Origin of the sequence: Agathobaculum sp. NTUH-O15-33 (assembly GCF_033193315.1) — a bacterium.
In the GTDB taxonomy this organism is placed as follows: domain Bacteria; phylum Bacillota; class Clostridia; order Oscillospirales; family Butyricicoccaceae; genus Agathobaculum; species Agathobaculum faecihominis_A.
The window spans coordinates 3,810,409-3,830,495 of the sequence record NZ_CP136187.1; the positions used below are offsets into that span (position 1 = coordinate 3,810,409).

Below are 20,087 nucleotides of genomic sequence, written 5' to 3' on the forward strand. Positions count from 1 at the left end.
AGGTACGTGCGTAAAAATGTTTCCATATCGATGGTACCGCCTCACCGTCGTGCGATCTTGAAGTAAGCCGCGCGACAAATACGGATTTTTCTTTCCGGCCTATGCGATGTTTTGCCGTTCCACGGTGAGCGCGGGCAGCGGCGCGGCGCGCTTTTCTCCGTGCAGCCACAAAAGAAACAGCGCGAATACCGCGAAAAACGGAACGGCGCACAGGGCGAGAGCGGCCGCCATGCCGACGCGCTCCGCCGCAAGCCCCACCGCGAACGGCACGATCGAATTGCCGAGAAAGCTGAATAGAAAAGCGGCGGATAGCACGGTCATACTGTCCGCCGCGCCGTGCTCCATGACCCGTCCGACAAGCAGCGGCCAAATACCGGACAGGCCAAGTCCGAGCACAGCCGCCGCGGGCCAGAACGCCGCGCCATGCAGCAGAGGCAATAGCAGCGCCATGAAAATGCAGGCGGGGATGAGCGCAAACAGCAGCCGCGCGGCGGAGACCCGGCGCGCCGCCCGCTCACAGCCCGCGCGGCCCAGAAAAATGCACAGCCAGATCACCGCCGTGACTCCCGCGCCCGCCAGCGCGGAAAAACGCTGCTCCTGCACCAAAAAGGTGGAAAGCCAGCTGCATACCGCGCTTTCCGCGCCGGAATATAGGGTACAGCAAAGCAAGACCGGCCAATAACGGCGTTTGCGGAGAAAACCGCGCAGCCCGCTTTCACCCGCCGTGCATACCGCTTGCGGAAACGCGACGCGCCAGCAAAAAGCGGCGGCGGCAGCGGCCCCCACGGCAAACACAAGGTAGGCGATGCGCCACGGCAGGCCGAGCGTTGCCAGCGCGCCGCCGAGCAACAGCCCGCCGCACGCGCCCAGCCCGTTCAGCGCCATCACGCCGGCGATCGCGGAAGCCGCGCGCGTCCCGTCCAGATCAGCCGGGATGGCGTTGGTCGCGATCTGCAAGCCGAGGCTGCACGCGCCGGTGCCAAACAGCAACGCGCAAAGCAGTACAAAACGCGGCGCGCAGGCTATACAGGCGGAAAACGCCGCCATCAAGGTGAGCGCGCAGCAAAGCACGCGCGCCTTGCCGAACCGCTCCATGATCCGCCCGGCAAACAAACAGGCGGCAAAATTGCCGGCGAAAAAGGCGGATAGCAGCAATCCGCTTTGGCCGAGGCCCACGCCGAGGTCGGCGCGGATGGGCAGCAGCAGCGGCGCGAGCAAATTGGTGCAAAAGGACAGCAAAAAGGCGGTCAGCTTGCACGCAAAAATTGTTTTTTTAACCATTGGTTGTGTCTCCTGTCTAAGATGACATAAAAAGAGGAAAGAGGTGTGTGCCATGTTCCAGCTATACGGAATCCCCGCCGCCCCCTCTATTTTCGAGGGCGAAGCCCTGCCGCGTCCGGTCTATGTTTCGCACACCCGCTATCACGAGGGGGAACGGACGCGCGCCATCCACAGCCATGTGGATATCACCGAGGTGCTGCTGATCTACCACGGCACGGGCCTGCATCAGGTGGACGACCACGTTTATCACAGCCGTCCGGGCGACCTGATCATCAACAACGTCGGCACGCTGCACAATGACTTTGCGCAGACGGAGGAGGGCGTGGAATACCTATGCCTTGGCATGACGGGCCTTCGGCTTTTGGGGCTTCCCGCGGGCTGGCTCGCGGAAAACGAATGGCAGATTCACCTGCAAAGCGGCGCGCATTTTGACGCGCTGCACGAAATGCTGGAACTGATGGAACGCACGCTGCATGGCAACGAAGCGTATTGCGGCGAGCTGGCGCGCCATTTGACCGCCGCGTTTGCCGTGTTGGTGCGGTCGATCGCCGTGAACGCGCCCGCCGGTGCGGACGGCGGCGTGGACAGCAAATCCGCCCTTGTGCATAAGATGCTCCGCTTTATCGACCGGCATTATACTGAGAATTTTACGCTGGACGAGCTGGCCGAAGCGGCCGGCGTGAGCCGGTATTACGCATCGCGGCTATTCCGCCAGCAGACCGGCAGTTCGCCCACCGGCTACCGCTTACAGCGCCGCATCGGCGAGGCGCAATCCCTGCTTACCGATACCGATTATTCGATTACCTATATCGCGGGCGCGGTGGGTTATGACAACCCCAATCACTTCACGCAGCGCTTCACGGAAATGATCGGTGTTTCGCCCAGAGAATTTCGGAAAAGAAGCGTCAAATCCAAGGTCGCAGCCAGACGGCGGTGACCGGTCGGCGCCGTCCGCCGCTTCCCTTCCGACACCATGAGTATACCGCCGTACCGTCTTTTCCGCATTCGTTTATTTGCCCTTGCCGATCGTATGCATTCCCACAAAGTCCAGCAATAAGGTCGTCTCCAAAAATATTTTTGGAGACGACCTTATTCTTTTTGCAGTTTTATCAAAAAAACGCGCCGCGGGCGGTTGTAACCGCCCGCGGCGCGCCTCCGCGCTTGGATATTCGGTTTAGTCGCCCATGGAAAGGCCGAGGTCTCGCGCGGCCTGCACGATATCGGAATCGGGCGGAACGGTCTTGAGCTTGCCGGCCACGTCGGACAGCTTGACGGGCACGATCTTGTTGTTTTGCACGCCGACCATATAGCCGAACTTATTCTCGCGGATCAGCTCCGCCGCGGCCACGCCAAGGCGGGTGGTGAGCAGCCGGTCGTACGGGCAAGGCGCGCCGCCGCGCTGGTAGTGGCCCGGGATGGTGACGCGGATCTCCTGTCCGGTCAACGCCTGCAACTCTTCCGCGATGCGGTAGGAGATGGACGGGTGGGTCATTTTTTCACGCGAAGCCTTGAATTCCTTCTTGCTCATCTTGGCTTCTTCCTTGCTGATCGCGCCTTCGGCCACGGCGAGGATGGAAAAGCGCTTGCCGCTCTTGGAGCGTTTTTCAATCGCTTCCGCGATATGCTTGATGTGGTACGGGATCTCCGGGATGATGATAATATCCGCGCCGGACGAAATGCCCGCGTACAGCGTCAGCCAGCCCGCCTTATGGCCCATCGTTTCGACAATGAACACGCGGGAGTGTGAAAACGCGGTGGAGTGGATGGAATCGATCACCTCGGTCGCAATGTTGACGGCCGACTGGAAGCCGAACGTGACCTCGGTGCCCCAGAGATCGTTATCAATCGTCTTGGGCAGGGTGACGACGTTCACGCCGTTTTCCGAGAGCAGGTTTGCCGTTTTATGCGTGCCGTTGCCGCCCAGAATGACCAGCGCGTCCAGCTTGGCGTACTTGATCGTTTCCAGCATGCGCTGTAGCTTGGTCTCCTCGCTGTCGTCCGCTTGGAGCATGGTTTTAAACGATTCGCGCGAGGTGCCGAGAATCGTGCCGCCGAGCGTGAGGATATCCGAAAATTCGCGCGGCTGCATCTCATGGTAATTGCCCTCGATCAGGCCGCGGTAGCCGTCCTGAATGCCGTAGAGCGTCACCCCGTCTCCCAGTTGGTTGTACAGCGTTTTGGCAACGCCGCGCAGCGCCGCGTTGAGGCCTTGGCAATCGCCGCCGCTGGTGAGCATACCGATTTTCATGTAAATTCCCTCCTCCAAATGTTTTCCCTTTCGGTATCTTAATCATACCCCGTTTTGCCCCGCTTGTGAAGATAAAATATGGAAAACTTTTTGTTTTTGCGCGCGTGCCTTTCCATTTGGCATGAGGATTGACGGTTTCAGGCGCGTTTTTTTGTGCGTTCCGGCTATTGCGGAGCGGCGACGAACATGGTATGCTTTATTCATAGACAAGCCCCCTGCTACTGACGGAACGAGGTGGAACGTTAAACCACCGGGGAACAGGGGCGCTACGAAGAATGCCGACCGTCTGGGCAGTGTCGCATGGATTTGCGGCGCTGCCCTTTTTTGTTCTAATAAAGCGTAAAAGGACGGCGCCACCGGAGAAAAGGAGATTTCTTTGATGAACGCATGGTTGACCTTTCACAGCGGCGATTGGCAGAACGAGATAAACGTCCGCGATTTTATCCAGAAAAACTATGTTCCCTATGAGGGCGACGGCGCGTTCCTTGCCGGGCCGACCGCGCGCACGAACGCGATGCGCGAGAAATTCGAGGGGCTGCTCGCCGAGGAGCGCGAAAAGAACGGCGTGCGCAACGTCGATACCGACACTGTGATCACGATCACGGCCTTCGGCCCCGGCTACCTCGATCAGGAGAACGAGATCATTTTCGGCCTGCAAACGGACGAGCCCTTGAAGCGCGCGTGCAACCCCTTCGGCGGCATGCGCATGGTGCGCGACGCCTGCAAGGAATACGGCTACGAGGTGTCGCCCTTGATCGAAGAAAACTTTAAATACCACAAGACCCATAACGACGGCGTGTTTTCCGCCTACACCAAGGATGTGCGGAACGCCCGCCACGTCGGCCTGCTGACCGGCCTGCCCGACGCTTACGGCCGCGGCCGCATCATCGGCGATTACCGCCGCGTGGCGCTGTACGGCGTCGACCGCCTGATCGCGGAAAAGCAGCAGGATAAGGAGCGGCTGGGCGACGTACCGACCACCGCAGAAGAGATCCGCTGCGCCGAAGAGCTGACCGACCAGATCAAGGCGCTGCGCGATATGATCCAGATGGCGGCCTCCTACGGCTTTGATATCTCCCGCCCGGCGGAAAACGCCAAGGAAGCCGTGCAGTGGACCTATTTCGCCTACCTTGCCGGAATCAAGGAGCAGAACGGCGCGGCGATGAGTTTGGGCCGCGTTTCCACCTTCCTAGACATCTACTTTGAACGCGATATCACGGCCGGCGTGCTGACCGAAACGCAGGCGCAGGAGATCATGGACGATTTCGTGCTGCACCTGCGCATGGCGCGTCACCTGCGCACGCCCGAATACAATGAGCTGTTTGGCGGCGATCCGATGTGGATCACTGAGGCTGTCGGCGGCGTGGGCGAGGATGGCCGCCCGCTCGTTACCAAGAACTGCTTCCGCATGCTGCAAACGCTGTACAACCTGAACCCCGCCGCCGAACCCAACCTGACCGTGCTGTGGAGCGAAAACCTGCCCGAAAACTGGAAGCGCTTTGTCGCCAAGGTATCGATCGACACCGACGCTTTGCAGTACGAGAACGACGATGTGATGCGCCCCTACTATGGCGACGACTACGCCATTGCCTGCTGCGTTTCCGCCATGCGCGTGGGCAAGGATATGCAGTTCTTCGGCGCGCGCACCAATTTGGCAAAGCTTTTGATGATGAGCCTGAACGGCGGCCGCGACGGCATCAAGTTTGTTCAGGTCGGCCCTGAAATGCCGGTTTACGAGGACGAATACCTCGATTACGACAAGGTCTGCGAGCGCATCGACTTCTACCGTCCGTGGCTTGCCAAGACCTATGTTTCCGCGATGAACACCATCCACTATATGCACGACAAGTACGCCTACGAAAAGAGCCAGATGGCCCTGCACGATACCACGGTGCGCCGCCTGATGGCCTTCGGTATCGCGGGCATGAGCTGCATGGCCGATTCGCTCTCCGCGATCAAATATGCCAAGGTCAAGTGCATCCGCGATCCAGAGACCGGCGTGATCGTCGATTTTGAGACCGAGGGCGATTTCCCCAAATTCGGCAACGACGACGACCGCGTCGACCAGATCGCATGCGAGCAGGTGGAAAAGTTCTACGAAGCGCTGAAACAGTACCCGCTTTACCGCGACGCCGTGCACACCCTGTCCATTTTGACCATTACCTCGAACGTGATGTACGGCAAAAAGACCGGCAACACGCCGGATGGCCGCCGGAAGGGCGAACCGCTCGCGCCGGGCGCTAACCCCATGTCGGGCCGCGATACCTCGGGCGCGCTGGCTTCGCTCAATTCGGTCGCCAAGCTTTCCTATGAATACTGCCGCGACGGCATTTCCAACACCTTCTCGATCACGCCGGGCGCGCTCGGCAAGACCGAGGATACCCGCGTAGACAATCTGGTGTCCATCCTGACCGGCTATTTCGGCCAAAACGCGCACCATTTGAATGTGAACGTTTTAAACCGCGAAACACTGATGGCCGCCTATGAGCACCCCGAGGAGTATCCGAACCTGACCATTCGCGTATCCGGCTACGCGGTGAATTTCTACAAGCTTTCCCGCGAGCAGCAGCGTGAGGTCATCTCGCGCACGTTCCACGAAGCGATTTAAATCCAACGGATTTAAATCATCTCAGGTAGGAGATATGGGGAATTAGGAATTAGAAATTAGAAATTAGTAGTTAGTAATTTAGGTGTCGCGCAGCGCGCGATAACTTAAAAAAACCGCCTATGGCGGTAACTCCTCTCTCCTAATTCCTAACTCCTAACTAAAAAAGGGGGTTGTTTTGATGCTGGGTCGTTTGAATTCCATTCAATCTCTTGGCGCGGTGGATGGGCCGGGGCTGCGGTATGTGGTCTTTTTGCAGGGCTGCCCGCTGCGCTGCGCCTACTGCCACAACCCGGACACATGGCCCGCGGACGGCGGCGAGGAGATCGAAGCCGACACGCTGGTGCAAAAGGCGCTGCGCTTTCGCCCCTATTGGAAAAACGGCGGCGGCGTTACCATTTCGGGCGGCGAACCGCTGTATCAGGCCCCCTTTGTCGAAGAACTATTCGCGGGGCTGCATGAGCACGGCGTACACACCGCGCTGGATACCTCGGGCGTCGGCAATCTGGCCGAAGCTGCGCGCGTTTTGGATCACACCGATCTGGTGCTTTGCGACCTGAAATTCCTAACCAAGGCCGATTATATGAAATACTGCCGCGGGGATCTGGCACAGGTCGAGCGTTTTTTGCACCTGACCGCCATGAAACAGGTGCCGCTTTGGATTCGCCACGTGGTCGTGCCCGGTCTGACCGACGGCGTCGACCACCTGCGCTTGATCCGCGACAAGGCGGAAAGCCTGCCCAACTTTGAGAAGCTGGAATTTCTGCCCTTCCACAAGCTGTGCATCGAAAAGTACGATCGTTTAGGCATTCCCTTCCCCTTACGCGATACCCCCGCCATGAACGACGCATGGCTCAAGGAACTGATCGAAAAATTATAAAAGTCAAGGTCCTGTTGCTGTCGCAACAGGACCTTGACTTTTATTAGGTTTCTTTTTTCAATATGATGTTTTCAAATTGATCAACCGGTATCGGCTTTGCGAAATAGTACCCCTGCCCGATATCGCAGTGGATCGATTCCAGAAACGCAAGCTGTCCCTCGTTTTCGATCCCCTCGGCCACCGTTGTAATGGAGAGCGCTCGGGCAAGGTGGATCATGCTTTCTATCACCATTTTGCCGCGCGGCGAGGTGGATTGCTCGGATAAAAACTCTTTATCCAGCTTTAGCTCGGCAATATCCAGATCCTTTAGAGTATTGAGCGAGGAATACCCGCTTCCGAAGTCGTCCATCGAAATGGTGAATCCCATATGATGCAGCTTATTGATCACCATTTTCACCTGTGTCAGGTCGCTCATCGCCACACTTTCCGTCACTTCCAGTATGATGAGCGAGGGATCAATATGATACCGGTCCACTGTTTGACGGAACTTTTCCAGATAATTCTCATCATAGAAAAAGACTCTGGACTGGTTGACCGAGATCGGCACGGCCGGATACCCCTGCTCGATCCAGTAGGATACCCGCTTGCAGGCCTGCTCCAGCATAAACATATCGAGCTCTGTGATAAATCCGTTTTCTTCAAACACGGGGATGAATTCATCCGGATAATGGATCGTTCCGTCCTCCGATACCCAGCGCACCAGCGCTTCGGCGCTGTGCAGCGTCTGGCCCTTTAGATAGTACTTGGGCTGCAGGTACATGTGAAATTCCCCATTTGCCAGCGCCGCGTGCATCAGGCTTTCTATCTCGGTCTTTTTGCGCGCCTTTTCATGGATGGCCTCATCGTAAAAGGCGATCGGGTACGAGGTATTGCCACTCACGCTGTTAAGCGCCAGCAGCGCGCCGTTGAGCACCGCGTCGGGCGCGAGCACCGCCTTTTCCTTCGGGCTGTTCGATTGGATAATACTGATACCGAAATTGCAGTTGATGCGATAATCCTGATTGGGGCTCACGGTATAGTCGTTTATCTCTTGATATATTTTATGGATCCGGGCCATGAGCGTGTCCTTATCCGTATAATGCAGCAGCAGGCCGAAATGGTCGGCGTTGTCCCGGTAATAGCGTTCGCCCTGATCCATATTCGCCGCCAGTACGGCGGATATGTGCCGCAGCAAAAGGTTGCCCTTTTGAAAGCCGAAAAACTCGTTCACAAATTTAAAACCGCTGATATTCATCAGGATCATGGCATGATCCCAAGGTTCCTGCAATAGGGCGGGCAGGTCGGTCACGAAACGGTTGCGGTTATCCGCGCCGGTCAGGATATCCTTGTAGGCGAATCTTTGCAGCGTTCTCTGCTCTTTTCTTAAAATACTGTAAATGTACAGGAAAAGAATGCTGAATAGCACGAAAATGCAAATCATGACGCCCACAAACACGAACAGCAGCGTGTTGAAGTTGTGGTTTAAAAAGCTTTGCGGCACCAAGCAGAAGATTTGCCAATCATTGATGCCGATCGGGATAAAGGTCACCCAGTAGGCGTTGCCCTGATACCGGAAAGTGGCGAAGGCATTTCCGCCTTTCTCCATATCGGCAAGGATGGACGTGCGTATTTCGCTCGAAATGTCTCCGTCGTCAAAGATATTGTTCAGCGGTTTTGGGATCACCGCGTGGTCAGAGCGAATGATGAAATTGCCTTCTTGGTCAACGATATGGACGAACGCGGCGCCGTCGAATATCTCCTGACTGATGATCTTGGAGAAGTTGGAAGTCAGACGGGTGGCGGTGATCGCTCCGGTGATCGTTCCGTTATGCACGACCGGTACGCCGTAGCAAACAATCGGCTGTCCGGTAAGCTTATCCTCCATAATATCCGACACGACGGACGCCCCATTCAGGGTCTTTTGCAGAAAGGCTTCATCGCTAATATCGATCCCGTAGTTCTTTTCCCCGTCCGTATCGATAAAATATCCTTTCTTATCCGGCGAAACAAAGCCCATCCGGTTAAACGCGTTGCTGCCGCTTTCCAATTCCAGCCGGACAAGGATCGCGCCGAGATCCATGGTCTCATCCTGCCCCAAAAAGGTGGCGAGCGCTTCCAGCGTTTGCAGATCCCCGTCGATCTGCGTGGTGATGATAGTTTTATACTGCGAAACGATCTCATTCATATACTTTTGCGCGTCCTTTTCCTGCGCGCCCTTGATACTGGAATAGATCACCCCGCTTATGAGCACCAAGACCACGCTGATCACAGCGACCAGCACGCTGGATATGGTAATTTGTCTCTTCACGTTCTCCTCTTCCACCGCTCGTCCCCCCTTTTTTCACAGGTTACCGATATTTCCATAGTACATGATTATTTTAAGAATTGCAACTTATAACCTGACAAACAAATAGGGGCGCGGTTTAGCAAATATGCCTGTATCAAAGCAAAAGGACGCGCCGCAGATCGAAAGGTCTGCAACACGTCCTTTATCATCGTTATGCTTTGCGGTACAGCAGCCGCACGGAGTTGAGCACGCACAAAAGCGCTACGCCCGAATCCGCGAACACGGCGAGCCACATCGAAGCGATTCCCGCGAGACCAAGCACCAGCACCAACGCCTTGATCAGCAGGGCGAACGCGATGTTCTGCTTCGCGATGCGCCCGGTCTGGCGCGCGATGGATACCGCGTCCGGCACGGCGGAAAGCTCGGCGTGCATGAACACCACATCCGCCGCTTCGATCGCGGCGTCCGCGCCCGAGCCCATGGCCGCGCCCACATCGGCGCCCGCCAGCACGGGCGCGTCGTTGATACCGTCGCCCACGAACAGCACCGCGCCGTTTTTCGCGCGAATCTCGCCCAGCGCGTCCAGCTTATCGCCCGGCAGCAGGCGGGCGCGAACCTCGTCAATCCCGACGGTCTGCGCAACGGCCTCCGCGCTGTCCTGTCCGTCGCCGGTCAGCATTGCGGTTTTCAGGCCCTGCTTTTTCATGCGGGAAACGGCGCCGGCCGCGTCCGATTTCACCGTATCCGCAATCTCCAAATGGCCGATGAAACGGCCTTCGCAGGCAAGCAGCACCTCGGTGCTGCCTTTCGCGCCGCGGTAGGCCGAAAGGTCGATACCGTACCGCGTCAGCAGCTTTTGATTGCCGCAAAGCACGGGCTTGCCGTTCCACCGCGCCGTCACGCCCTCGCCAGCCTGTTCCTTCACCGCTTCCACCGTTAGGGGCGAAACGCCCTTTTCCCCGGCGGCGGCCAGAATAGACCGCGCGATCGGGTGCGTGGACGCGGCCTCGCAGGCCGCCGCTAGGGCGAGCAGCTCATCCGCATCCTGCCCTTCGGCGGGGGCGGCGCGCTGCACCACAAAGTTGCCCTCGGTGATCGTGCCGGTCTTATCCATAACGACCGTTTTAATATCTTGCAGCGCTTCGATCGAAACGCCGCCCTTGAATAGGATACCGCGTTTGCTGCCCGCGCCGATCCCGGCAAAATAGGTAAGCGGCACGGAAAGCACCAGCGCGCACGGGCATGAGATTACAAGGAAGGTGAGCGCCGTATAGACCCACTTGCTCCAATCGCCGGTGACAAAGCCGGGGATCAGCGCGGTCAGCAGCGCCACGATGACGACCGCCGGGGTGTATAGGCGGGAAAAGCGCGTAATGAAGCGGTCCAGCTTGGGTTTATTGGCCGCCGCGTTTTCCACGCTGTTCAAAATGCGCGTAACCATGCTTTCCGCCAGCACGTGCGTGACCCGCATTTTGATCAGGCCGTCCGTGTTGACGCAGCCGGACAGCGCGCTGTCGCCGGGCGTCACGCGCACGGGCACGGGTTCGCCGGTGACCGCCGAGGTATCCAGTCTGCTTTCGCCCTCCACAACCACGCCGTCCAGCGGCACGCGGTCGCCGGGCCGGACGAGGACGATATCGCCCTCCTTCGCGTCGCCTGCCGGAATGGTGCGCGTTTCGCCGCCCACCGCTAATTGCACGACCTCGGGCCGCAGGTCGACCGCGTCCATGATCTGGCGGCGGCTGCGTTCAACCGCGCGGTCCTCGCAGAATTCGCCAATGCGGTAAAACAGCATCACGCCGACCGCCTCCGCGTAATCGCCGATGGCGACCGCGCCGATCGTTGCAATGGACATCAGGAAGTTTTCATCAAACACGCGGCCTCTGGTCAAGTTGCGCAGCGCCGTCCACAATACGCGCCAGCCGAGCACCAGATACGCCGCGATCAGCAGCGTAAACTTCGCCGCGCCCTGCGGCACCAGCAGCCCCGCGGCGAACAGCGCCGCGCCGCCGACCAACTCGCCGAGGGGCGAGGAGCCTTCCTCGTGCTCTTCCTCGGGCGCGAGCACCTTGGCTCCGCTTTCGATTGAGCTGCAAATTTCGCGCATTTGCGGCAGCAGACGGTCGGGATCCGCGCCGGTCACGCGCAGCTGCTTTGTTTCGTACACCAGCACGCAATCGTTTACGCCGTCGAGCGCGCCGATGCGCTGCTGCATCTGCGCCGCGCAGTGCGCGCAGCCCAGATTCTGCATGGTGTAAACGCGCTGCTTCCCCTTGCCGCGGCCCGTTTTGCTTGGCGCCGCCAACTGCTCATGACCGTGTTCGTGACCGCAGGCGCCGTGCTCGTCATGCTCGTGGTGGTGCTCGTGCGCGTGGTGATGTCCGCAAGCGCAAGGCTCTTCGTGGGGATGATGGTGCTCATGGCCGCAAGCACAAGGCTCCTCGTGGGGATGGTGATGCTCATGACCGCAAGTACAAGGCTCCTCGTGGGGATGGTGATGCTCGTGACCGCAAGCACAAGGCTCCTCGTGGGGGTGATGATGTTCGTGGCCGCAGTCACAAGCGCTTTCGTGGGTATGCTCGTGCTCGTGGCCGCAGGCGCATGCCGCGCCGTGTTCATGCGCTTCTTTTCGCATTGCTTCCGCCATGTCAGCTCGCCTCCTAATATATGAATGATTGCTCATATGTTCATGTATTCATATTATATCCGAAGCCGCTGTTTGTCAATAGCATTCCATAAAAAATTGAAAAAAAGTGGGCGCGTTGTTCGCGCCCACTTTTGGGTTTTTCGACTTTTTATGTTTGATCCGCCGCAAGCCGGTACAGGGCGGCGTACACGCCGTTTTTCCTCAGCAGTTCTTCGTGTGTGCCTTGTTCGGCCACGCCGTCCTCGGTCAAAACAACGATCTTATCCGCCGAGCGGATGGTGGACAGGCGGTGCGCGATGGTGAGCACGGTGCGGCCCTTTGCCAAGCGTTCCAGACTCTGCTGCACCAGCCGCTCGGATTCGTTATCGAGCGCCGAGGTCGCCTCGTCCAATATCAAAATGGGCGGGTTTTTCAAAAATACGCGCGCGATCGAGATGCGCTGTTTTTGCCCGCCGGAAAGGCGAACGCCCCGCTCGCCAACATAGGTATCGTAGCCGTTCGGCGTAGCCATGATGAAATCATGCGCGCCCGCCTGTTTTGCGGCCTCTATTACCTGCTCCCTCGTCGCGTCCGGCTTGCCATAGGAGATATTATCAAAAATTGTGCCGGAAAACAGGTAGACATCCTGCTGCACCACACCGATTTGCCCGCGCAGCGAATCCAGATCGGCTGTGCGCACGTCATGGCCATCCACGGTCACGCGGCCCTGTGTCACATCGTAAAAGCGCGGGATCAGATTGCAGATGGTCGTTTTACCGCCGCCCGACGGGCCGACCAGCGCGACCGACTGGCCGGCGTTGATATCAAGCGTCAAATGGTCGAGCACGGTGGTGTCCGGGTCGTCCGCATAAGCAAAGCACACGTCCTCAAAGCGGATATCGCCGCGCAGCCGCGGCAGCTTTTCCGCTCCCTCCGGCGTTTTGATTTCGGGCGCTACGTCCATGACCTCGAAAAAGCGTTCGATGCCGGTCATGCCGCGCTGGAACTGCTCAGTGAATTCCACGATGCGGCGTATGGTGGCCAGCAGCGTGGTGACATAGAGCAGATAGGCCATAAAATCCGCCGGATCGATGTGCCCATAGACCATGAACAGGCCGCCCGCGATGATCACGGTCAGGTACATCAGGCCGTCAAACGCGCGCGTGGCGGCGGTAAACGCGCCCATCCAGTGGTAATTCTCCCGCTTGATACCGAGCCACGCGAGGTTGCCTTGCTCAAACTTTTCTATTTCGCGCTCTTCGCCCGTAAAGGATTTGACCACGCGCACGCCGAGCAAGCTATCCTCCACCTGTGCGTTTACTTCGCCCACCTGCTGGCGGTTCTTGCCGAAGGTGATGCGCATTTTATGGTTGAACTTGCTTGAAATAACGATCATCAGCGGTACCACCGCAAAAACGATCAGCGTCAGCGGCACGTTCACGGTGCACAGAATGATGAACGATACCACGATCTTCAGGCCCGCGATGAAAAACTCCTCCGGACAGTGGTGTGCGAATTCGGTCACATCGAACAGGTCGGAGGTAATGCGCGCCATCAGCTGGCCGACCTTGGTATTCGCATAATAGCTGAAGGACAGCTTTTGTAAGTGCCGGAACAACGCCGAACGCATATCGGTCTCGATCTTCGCGCCCATCACATGGCCGACATTGGCCATAAAATACGAGGCCGCCACATCGATCAGCCGCAGCACCAGATACAGCGCGGCAACGCGCATCACAAGGCCGACCGATAAAAGCGCCATATCCTCCATACCGCGCTGCGCCAGATAGCGCACCATCATCGGCAGCACGATCTCGCACAGCGTGGTCAGCGCCGCGCAAAAAAGGTCGAGCGCCAGCACGCCGCCGTACGGCTTAAAATAAGGGGCAAAGCGCCCCATCAGGACGCCGGTTTTCTGTTTCATCTTTATCACCATCATTATTATATAGATACCGAACTAATTTATTGTATCGTGTTTGAGCGGTGCAAGCACGCCCTTTATTTGCTGCAATCTTTTTAATGTACGCCTTACCGACTATGTAAATTGTATGTTTATCCAGCCATAAAGCGCAATGCAAAATAACTTTGTCAAAGACCATAGCAAAGCCGCCGCGTTCCCATGAAAGTGCGGCGGCCCTGTATGGCGCTCAGTCGAACTGATCCAAAAAGCTGTGGCGGCCGTTTTCATCGCGCCAGCCGAGGATCTTGGCGGTGTCGACGTTTTTGACGGCGTTGAGGATATTTTGCTCCACCTGCGGATTGTCCCGCGCGAGCGAGGCGATCATGGCCTTGATCTCGGCGCGCTTGGTATCGCTTAAGCGTGTTTTGGCCGGACAATCGCAGGGTAAAAAGGTCATATCGCAGGCCTTTGCAAAGATGGTGACCTCCCGCTCGCGCACAAAGTACAGCGGGCGAATCAGCTCCATCCCCTCAAAGTGCTTGGAGCGCACGCGCGGCAGCATGGCCTGCACCTGCCCGCCGTATAAAATACCCATAAGGACGGATTCGATCGCGTCGTCAAAGTGGTGGCCGAGGGCGATCTTATTGCAGCCAAGGCGCTGCGCCTCCGCATATAGATAGCCGCGCCGCATTTTGGCGCATAAAAAGCACGGATGCTCGGCCGCGTGGTTCTGCGCCACGCGCAGCACATTGGTTTCAAAAATATGTAGCGGGATGCCGAGCTGCGCGGCATTCGCTTCCAGCTTGTCACGGCCGTCCGGGCTGTACCCGGGGTCCATGGCGAGGTAGCAAAGCTCGAAATCGACCGTGCGCTGCGCTTCTCGCAGCAGCAGGGCGAGCAGCATGGAATCCTTGCCGCCCGAGATACACACGGCGACGCGGTCGCCCGGCTGTACCAGCCGGTATTTCCGCATCGCGTAAACGAACGGCTTGCGCAGCGTACGGGCAAAATCGGTTTGTAGTGCGCGGGAAATTTCTTCTTTTGTCATTTAGTCCCCTTTTTCCGTTGGAAATGATAGGTGATGCGGGCGAGCATGGAATCGGACGCGAAATGGCGCGCGGCGGTCATGGCCTTCATAGCGGCGCCCGGCACGACGGCGGCCTTGCCCGCAAACATGCCTTCCACCGCTTCGCGGGCGACGCGCGCGGCGGTCAGCCCGCCCAGCGCGAACGATACGCCCGCGACCTTGTTGAACTCCGTGGCGACCGGGCCGGGGCAAAGCGCCGTGATATGCACCGCGCTGCGCTCGCGCCGCAGCTCCTCTCGGATGGCCTGCGTCAGCCGCAGCACATAGTTTTTGCTCGCGTAATAAGTCGCCATCAGCGGGCCGGGCAAGAAACCGGCCGAGGAGGCGACATTCAGGATATACCCCCGGTTTCGCGCGGTAAAATCCTTAAGCGCCAGCTTGGTCAGGATATGCACGGCGCGGATGTTGGTATCGATCATGCGCAGCTCTTCCTCAAGGTCGGTATCCTGAAACGCGCCGAACAGGCCGAATCCCGCGTTGTTGACGACGATCTCCAGATCATCCCCCGCAGCGGCCTGATACAGCAGGCGGCACTCGTGTTCATCCGATACGTCGGCCGCGATGACGTGGCAAACGGTAGGCAGCTCGGCCGCGAGGACGCGCAGCTTATCCTCACGGCGGGCGGCAAGCGTCAGCTCATAGCCCCTTTCCGCCAGCAGCTTCGCGATCTCGCGCCCAATGCCGGACGAAGCGCCGGTAATCAATGCCCGCATTTTCTACACCTTCCTTTTCCGCAAAATCGAATAACTTTCCATTTTTAGTATACCACAAACCGGCTGAAACCGCAACCCGCGCACTCGTGGAACCGTTCGCCCCACTTCGGCAAAAGCCGCCCCGAAGGGCGGCTTTTGGGTTTACAGCGGTTTGAGCCATATCTCCATGCTTGTCGTCTGCGGGCCGTGGCAGGCGTAGCGCTCGGCGCAGAACGGCTCGGTTTGCAGCCCATGGCGCGGCAGCCATACCCCGAACATATACTGCTGCGCCTTGTAAAGCGCGTCCATCACCAGCGCTTCAAAGCTTTCCGCTTCAAAGGAGCATACGATGTATTCGCCCTGCGGCAGCAGCCAGCTTGTAAAGCCGGGCACAGCCTTTTCGGACAGCGCTTTAGCGCCCGCAAAGTAGGTAAAATACCGCGTATCCCGCGAGGGGTAGGAGACCCCAAGCTCCTCGCTGTCCTCGGGTATGCCCAGCGCCGCTTCCTTTTGTTCGTGCAGGCCGCGCCACAGCGCGTCCAGCGGATCAACGCCCGATGCGGTGCCCAAGCCCTCGACAAATCGCACCGGCATTTGCTTTTCCACCCCCACAAAGCAAAGGGGCGCGGCGAGCCGCCGCCGGCCGACCTCGAGCACGGTGCCGTCCGTGATGAGCGGCACGCCCTCGTCAATCAAGGTATAATGGAGCGCAAGCTCGGGTTTTGTCATACGGTTCAGCGCCTGTGGATGCGAGCGGTATTCCTCCGGCGTTATAGCGAACGCCTCCTTAAAAGCGCGCGTAAAATGTTCATGCGAGCGAAAGCCCACTTGGAGCGCAATGTCCAGAATGCGCCGGTTTGATTGCGGCAGCATTTCCGCCGCCTTGAACAGACGGCGCAGCTTGACATACTCCGCGACCGGCTTTTTCACCAAACGGCTGAACAGGCGCTGAAAGTAAAACGGCGACAGTGCGGCCAGCTTGGCCAGTTCCTGAATATCGATCTCCTCCTCCAAATGCCCCTCTATATAGTCAAGGGTCAGCTGGATCTGTTCCCATGCGTGCATGATAAAGCACCTCCCTGTATCCATAGGATACCATATGCGGCGGCAGCGCCGCTTGACTGTGCATGCTCTTTTGGAGCAGTCTATCCGCTTCTTTCCAGTGTAATACGGGCCGTTTCTGTACGGCCCTCTTTTAATCCAGCGCAAAAAATGGTATAATAGCCGCAGACGGCCATTATACCGTTATTAAATAAATGATACCACCAGCAGCGCCTCAGTCTATTCTGACGGTTCAAAATGCCTGCCGCTGTGGTATACTAGAACGAATGAAACGGGAGGGCTGATTATGGAACCAAATGAACTGGACAGTGCGCTTTACGCGCTGCTATCAAAGCCCATGCAGATCGAAGACATCCGACGCGCGCTGCCCAACGCGGAAAAGCAGGCGCTGAGGGACAGCCTTGACCGGCTGATCGCGGCGGGCCGCGTGATGAAAAACAAAAAGAACCGCTTTGCGCAGGTCGGGCACTACGGCTGCGTCGCGGGCACCTTTCTCGCGACCGAGCGCGGTTTTGCCTTTGTGCGGCCCGACGCGGAAGGAGACGCCCCCGAACGGGCGGACGACCTGTTCATCCCGCCGAACGCGGGCGGCGGCGCGTGGCATGGCGACCATGTGCTGGTAAAGGTATATGAGCGGGGCGGCAGCCGGGGCCGGACCGAGGCCGCCGTGCTGCGCGTTTTGCAGCGTGCGGGCGGCGAACTGACCGGCGCGCTCATTCGGCGCGGCAAGGACTATTTCGTACAGCCGAGCAGCAAAAAGTTCCCCGAGATCGCGATCGGCCGCCAGAATCTTGGCGAAGCTTCGGTGGGCGACCGCGTCGCGGTCGAGGTGTCGTATTACGGCAGCGATACCGTGATGCCGCAGGGCAAGATTCGCGCCGATCTGGGCGAGGACGGCACGATGGAAGCCAGCATCGCGGGCATCCTGCGCGAGAACGGCGTACAGGACGTATTCCCCGCGGATGCTTCGGCGGCGGCCGAGCGCGTGCCGCAATCCGTCGATCCCGCGGAGGCGGCCCAACGCCTCGACCTGCGCGACAAGCTGATCTTCACCATCGACGGGGACGACGCCAAGGACTTTGACGACGCCGTATCGCTGGAAACGCTGGAAAACGGCCACCTGCTGCTGGGCGTGCACATCGCGGACGTGAGCCACTATGTCACCCCCGACTCGCCGCTGGACGCGGAGGCCTTCCGCCGCGGCACCTCGGTTTATTACCCGGGCCATGTGGTGCCCATGCTGCCCTTCGCCCTGTCGCACGGCATTTGCTCGCTAAATCCGGACGAGGACCGGCTGGCCTTTTCCGCAATGATGGAATTCGACAAGGACGGCCGCCGCCATAAGGCCTCCTTTGCCAAGTCCGTCATCCGCTCGGGCGCGCGCATGACCTACCGGAACGTCAACAAAATCCTCGCGGGTGATGAGGACCTGCGCGGGAAATATGCTTTTCTGACCGAAGCGATCGAGGGAATGAACGCGCTCGCGCAGACGCTGAACCGCCGCCGCATCGAGCGCGGCGCGCTTGAGCTGGACATCCCGGAAACCGAGATCGTCGTCGACAGCGAGGGCAAGCCGGTCGATCTGCAATACCGTGAGCGCGGTCAATCCGAACGGCTGATCGAGGAATTCATGCTGCAAGCGAACGAAGCCGTGGCCGAATACATGGTGCGGCGCGAGCGGCCCACCGTTTACCGCGTGCACGAAAACCCGGACCCTGAAAAGCTGCGCGTATTCGCAACCTTTGCGCGGCCGTTCGGCTACCGGGTCGATCCCTCCAAGCCGCAGGACACCGCCCAGCTGCAAGCCGTATTGAACGGCGCCAAGGGCGATCCCAAGCAGCGCATCCTGCCCATGCTGCTGCTGCGCAGTCTGGCACGCGCGCGCTATTCCGAGGAATGCATCGGCCACTACGGCCTGAAAGCCAAGTACTATCTGCACTTTACCTCGCCTATCCGCCGCTATCCCGATCTGATCGCCCACCGTATGCTGCAAAAGAGCCTTTTGGGCGAAGAAATAACGCCCGCGGATGAAACGATGTGCGAGGACGCGGCTCAGCAATCGACGGCGCGCGAATTCGCGGCCGATACCTGCGAACGCGACATCGACAAGCTGTACACCGCCGCCTATATGAAGCAGTTTATCGGCGAGACCTTTGAGGGCGAGGTATCCGGCGTCGCGCCGTTCGGCCTGTTTATCGCGCTGGAAAACGGGTGCGAGGGCCTTGTGCGCGTCGAGCTGCTGGAGGGCGACTATTATGAATACGACGAGCAGCACATGAGCATGCAGGGACGGCATACCGGCAAGCGCTTTACAATCGGCACGCCGCTCACCGTGACGCTGCTCGCCGCGAGCGAGGTCACCGGCCAGATCGACTTCGGCCCGGCGGAGGGCGTGCTGCCTGCTTCCGACAAGGCGCGTCAGCCCGCCGAGCGGCCGCCGTACCGCACCGGCCCCACAGGCAAGGGGGCCGGTAAGGGATCGTCCGGCGCGCACCACAGAAAGCGCCGTCCCGCGAAGCGGGGGCGTCGGTGACCCAAACGCCCTACCACATATCCTTGGAGGTCTTTGTCTTATGCCCGGACTGGTTTTAGAGGGCGGCACGTTCCGCCCGGTGTTTTCGTGCGGCGTGATGGACGCGCTGCTCGACCATGATCTGATGTTTGACTATGTGATCGGCGTTTCCGCCGGCATCACCTACGCGTTTTCCTATCTTTCACGCCAGCGCGGACGCAACCTTGAGGTGCTGCGCCGCTATCGGAACGATAAGCGCTATATGGGCCCCCGTAACCTTGTGCACGATCACAGCATCTTCGGCGTTGATTTTGTGTTCAGCACCATCCCGAACGAACTGATCCCCTATGATTGGGACACGTTCCACGCCTATCGGGGGCGGGTCAAGGTGGGGGTGACGAACGCCCGCACCGGCAAGGCCGAATTTCTCAACGGCATGGAGCTTGACAAGCCGAGCACCATGCTGCGCGCGACCTGCGCCATTCCGGGCTATTTCCCGCCCGTTTCCATCGGCGGGGAAATGTATTATGACGGCGGCTTGGCCGATCCGATCCCGATCGTTCAAAGTCTTCACGACGGCAACCGTAAAAATTTGATCGTGCTGACCCAACCGGCAGAATACCGGAAAACGCTGACGCGCGGCAGCGCCCTTGCCTCTCGCGCGCTGCGCCGCAAATATCCGCAGCTCGCGGATACCATGGAAAGCCGGCCGAAGCGGTATAACGACACGGTTTGCTTTTGCCATCGGCTCACCGAAAAACGGCCCGCCGATACCGTGCTGCTTCAGCCATCCGCCAAGCTCGAAAGTTTTGAAAAGGATGTTAATAAGCTTACTTGGGGCTATCAAATGGGGTACGACGCGGCAAGCGCCCGCATGGATGAAATAAAGCGTCTGTTCACAAATAAAGAGGAAATTTAATCCCGGCAA

14 protein-coding genes and 1 riboswitch are annotated in these 20,087 nt (G+C 58.8%); of the genes, 5 read left to right on the forward strand and 9 right to left on the reverse strand.

Annotation, left to right across the window (positions count from 1 at the left end; translation table 11 throughout):
• Positions 1–99: 99 nt before the first annotated feature.
• Positions 100–1,281 carry an MFS transporter gene (locus RWV98_RS18470; protein ID WP_317862710.1) on the reverse strand — a complete coding sequence of 394 codons (1,182 nt, stop codon included), beginning with the start codon at positions 1,279–1,281 and terminating at the stop codon, positions 100–102.
• Positions 1,282–1,333: 52 nt separating this feature from the next.
• On the opposite strand from RWV98_RS18470, the gene RWV98_RS18475 reads away from it, so the two are divergent.
• Entirely contained in the window at positions 1,334–2,218 is an 885-nt protein-coding gene (locus RWV98_RS18475) for an AraC family transcriptional regulator (RefSeq protein ID WP_317862711.1), read from the forward strand.
• 237 nt (positions 2,219–2,455) lie between these two features.
• Here the strand turns inward: RWV98_RS18475 and RWV98_RS18480 are convergent, their stop codons facing one another.
• Both RWV98_RS18480 and RWV98_RS18485 read right to left on the reverse strand, forming a co-directional pair.
• A complete protein-coding gene (locus RWV98_RS18480; RefSeq protein WP_280962991.1) occupies positions 2,456–3,529 on the reverse strand; it encodes a 6-phosphofructokinase in 1,074 nt (357 codons plus the stop codon).
• A 42-nt stretch (positions 3,530–3,571) separates the two neighbouring features.
• Positions 3,572–3,733: a hypothetical protein gene (locus RWV98_RS18485; RefSeq protein ID WP_317862712.1), complete on the reverse strand. Its 162-nt coding sequence runs from the start codon at positions 3,731–3,733 to the stop codon at positions 3,572–3,574.
• 3 nt (positions 3,734–3,736) lie between these two features.
• A riboswitch (ZMP/ZTP riboswitch) is annotated at positions 3,737–3,828 on the forward strand.
• Positions 3,829–3,905: 77 nt separating this feature from the next.
• Here RWV98_RS18485 and pflB point away from each other — a divergent pair.
• A complete protein-coding gene (gene pflB / locus RWV98_RS18490) occupies positions 3,906–6,137 on the forward strand; it encodes a formate C-acetyltransferase (RefSeq protein WP_442872083.1) in 2,232 nt (743 codons plus the stop codon).
• 178 nt (positions 6,138–6,315) lie between these two features.
• Positions 6,316–7,014 (forward strand): pyruvate formate-lyase-activating protein, encoded by a 699-nt coding sequence (gene pflA, locus RWV98_RS18495; protein WP_317862715.1) that lies wholly within the window; start codon positions 6,316–6,318, stop codon positions 7,012–7,014.
• 43 nt (positions 7,015–7,057) lie between these two features.
• Here pflA and RWV98_RS18500 read toward each other — a convergent pair whose 3' ends face one another.
• The 6 genes from RWV98_RS18500 to RWV98_RS18525 form a co-directional block, all read right to left on the reverse strand.
• The gene (locus RWV98_RS18500; RefSeq protein ID WP_317862716.1) at positions 7,058–9,301 is read right to left on the reverse strand and encodes a bifunctional diguanylate cyclase/phosphodiesterase; all 2,244 of its coding nucleotides are present in this window, start codon (positions 9,299–9,301) and stop codon (positions 7,058–7,060) included.
• 190 nt (positions 9,302–9,491) lie between these two features.
• Positions 9,492–11,927, reverse strand: coding sequence for a heavy metal translocating P-type ATPase (locus RWV98_RS18505; protein ID WP_317862717.1), 2,436 nt, complete (start codon positions 11,925–11,927; stop codon positions 9,492–9,494).
• Positions 11,928–12,075: 148 nt separating this feature from the next.
• On the reverse strand, positions 12,076–13,830 hold the full coding sequence (locus tag RWV98_RS18510) for an ABC transporter ATP-binding protein (protein WP_317862719.1): 1,755 nt from the start codon (positions 13,828–13,830) through the stop codon (positions 12,076–12,078).
• 223 nt (positions 13,831–14,053) lie between these two features.
• Positions 14,054–14,854, reverse strand: a complete 801-nt coding sequence (locus RWV98_RS18515; protein ID WP_317862720.1) for a tRNA lysidine(34) synthetase — start codon at positions 14,852–14,854, stop codon at positions 14,054–14,056.
• The gene (locus tag RWV98_RS18520; RefSeq protein WP_280962982.1) at positions 14,851–15,606 is read right to left on the reverse strand and encodes an SDR family NAD(P)-dependent oxidoreductase; all 756 of its coding nucleotides are present in this window, start codon (positions 15,604–15,606) and stop codon (positions 14,851–14,853) included. Before RWV98_RS18520 ends, RWV98_RS18515 begins: the two co-directional genes overlap by 4 nt.
• Positions 15,607–15,747: 141 nt before the next feature.
• Complete coding sequence (locus RWV98_RS18525; RefSeq protein ID WP_317862722.1) at positions 15,748–16,650, reverse strand: AraC family transcriptional regulator; 903 nt, start codon at positions 16,648–16,650, stop codon at positions 15,748–15,750.
• A 283-nt stretch (positions 16,651–16,933) separates the two neighbouring features.
• On the opposite strand from RWV98_RS18525, the gene rnr reads away from it, so the two are divergent.
• Both rnr and RWV98_RS18535 read left to right on the forward strand, forming a co-directional pair.
• Positions 16,934–19,180 (forward strand): ribonuclease R, encoded by a 2,247-nt coding sequence (gene rnr / locus RWV98_RS18530; RefSeq protein ID WP_317862724.1) that lies wholly within the window; start codon positions 16,934–16,936, stop codon positions 19,178–19,180.
• A 40-nt stretch (positions 19,181–19,220) separates the two neighbouring features.
• Positions 19,221–20,078: a patatin-like phospholipase family protein gene (locus RWV98_RS18535; RefSeq protein WP_317862726.1), complete on the forward strand. Its 858-nt coding sequence runs from the start codon at positions 19,221–19,223 to the stop codon at positions 20,076–20,078.
• Positions 20,079–20,087: the final 9 nt, after the last annotated feature.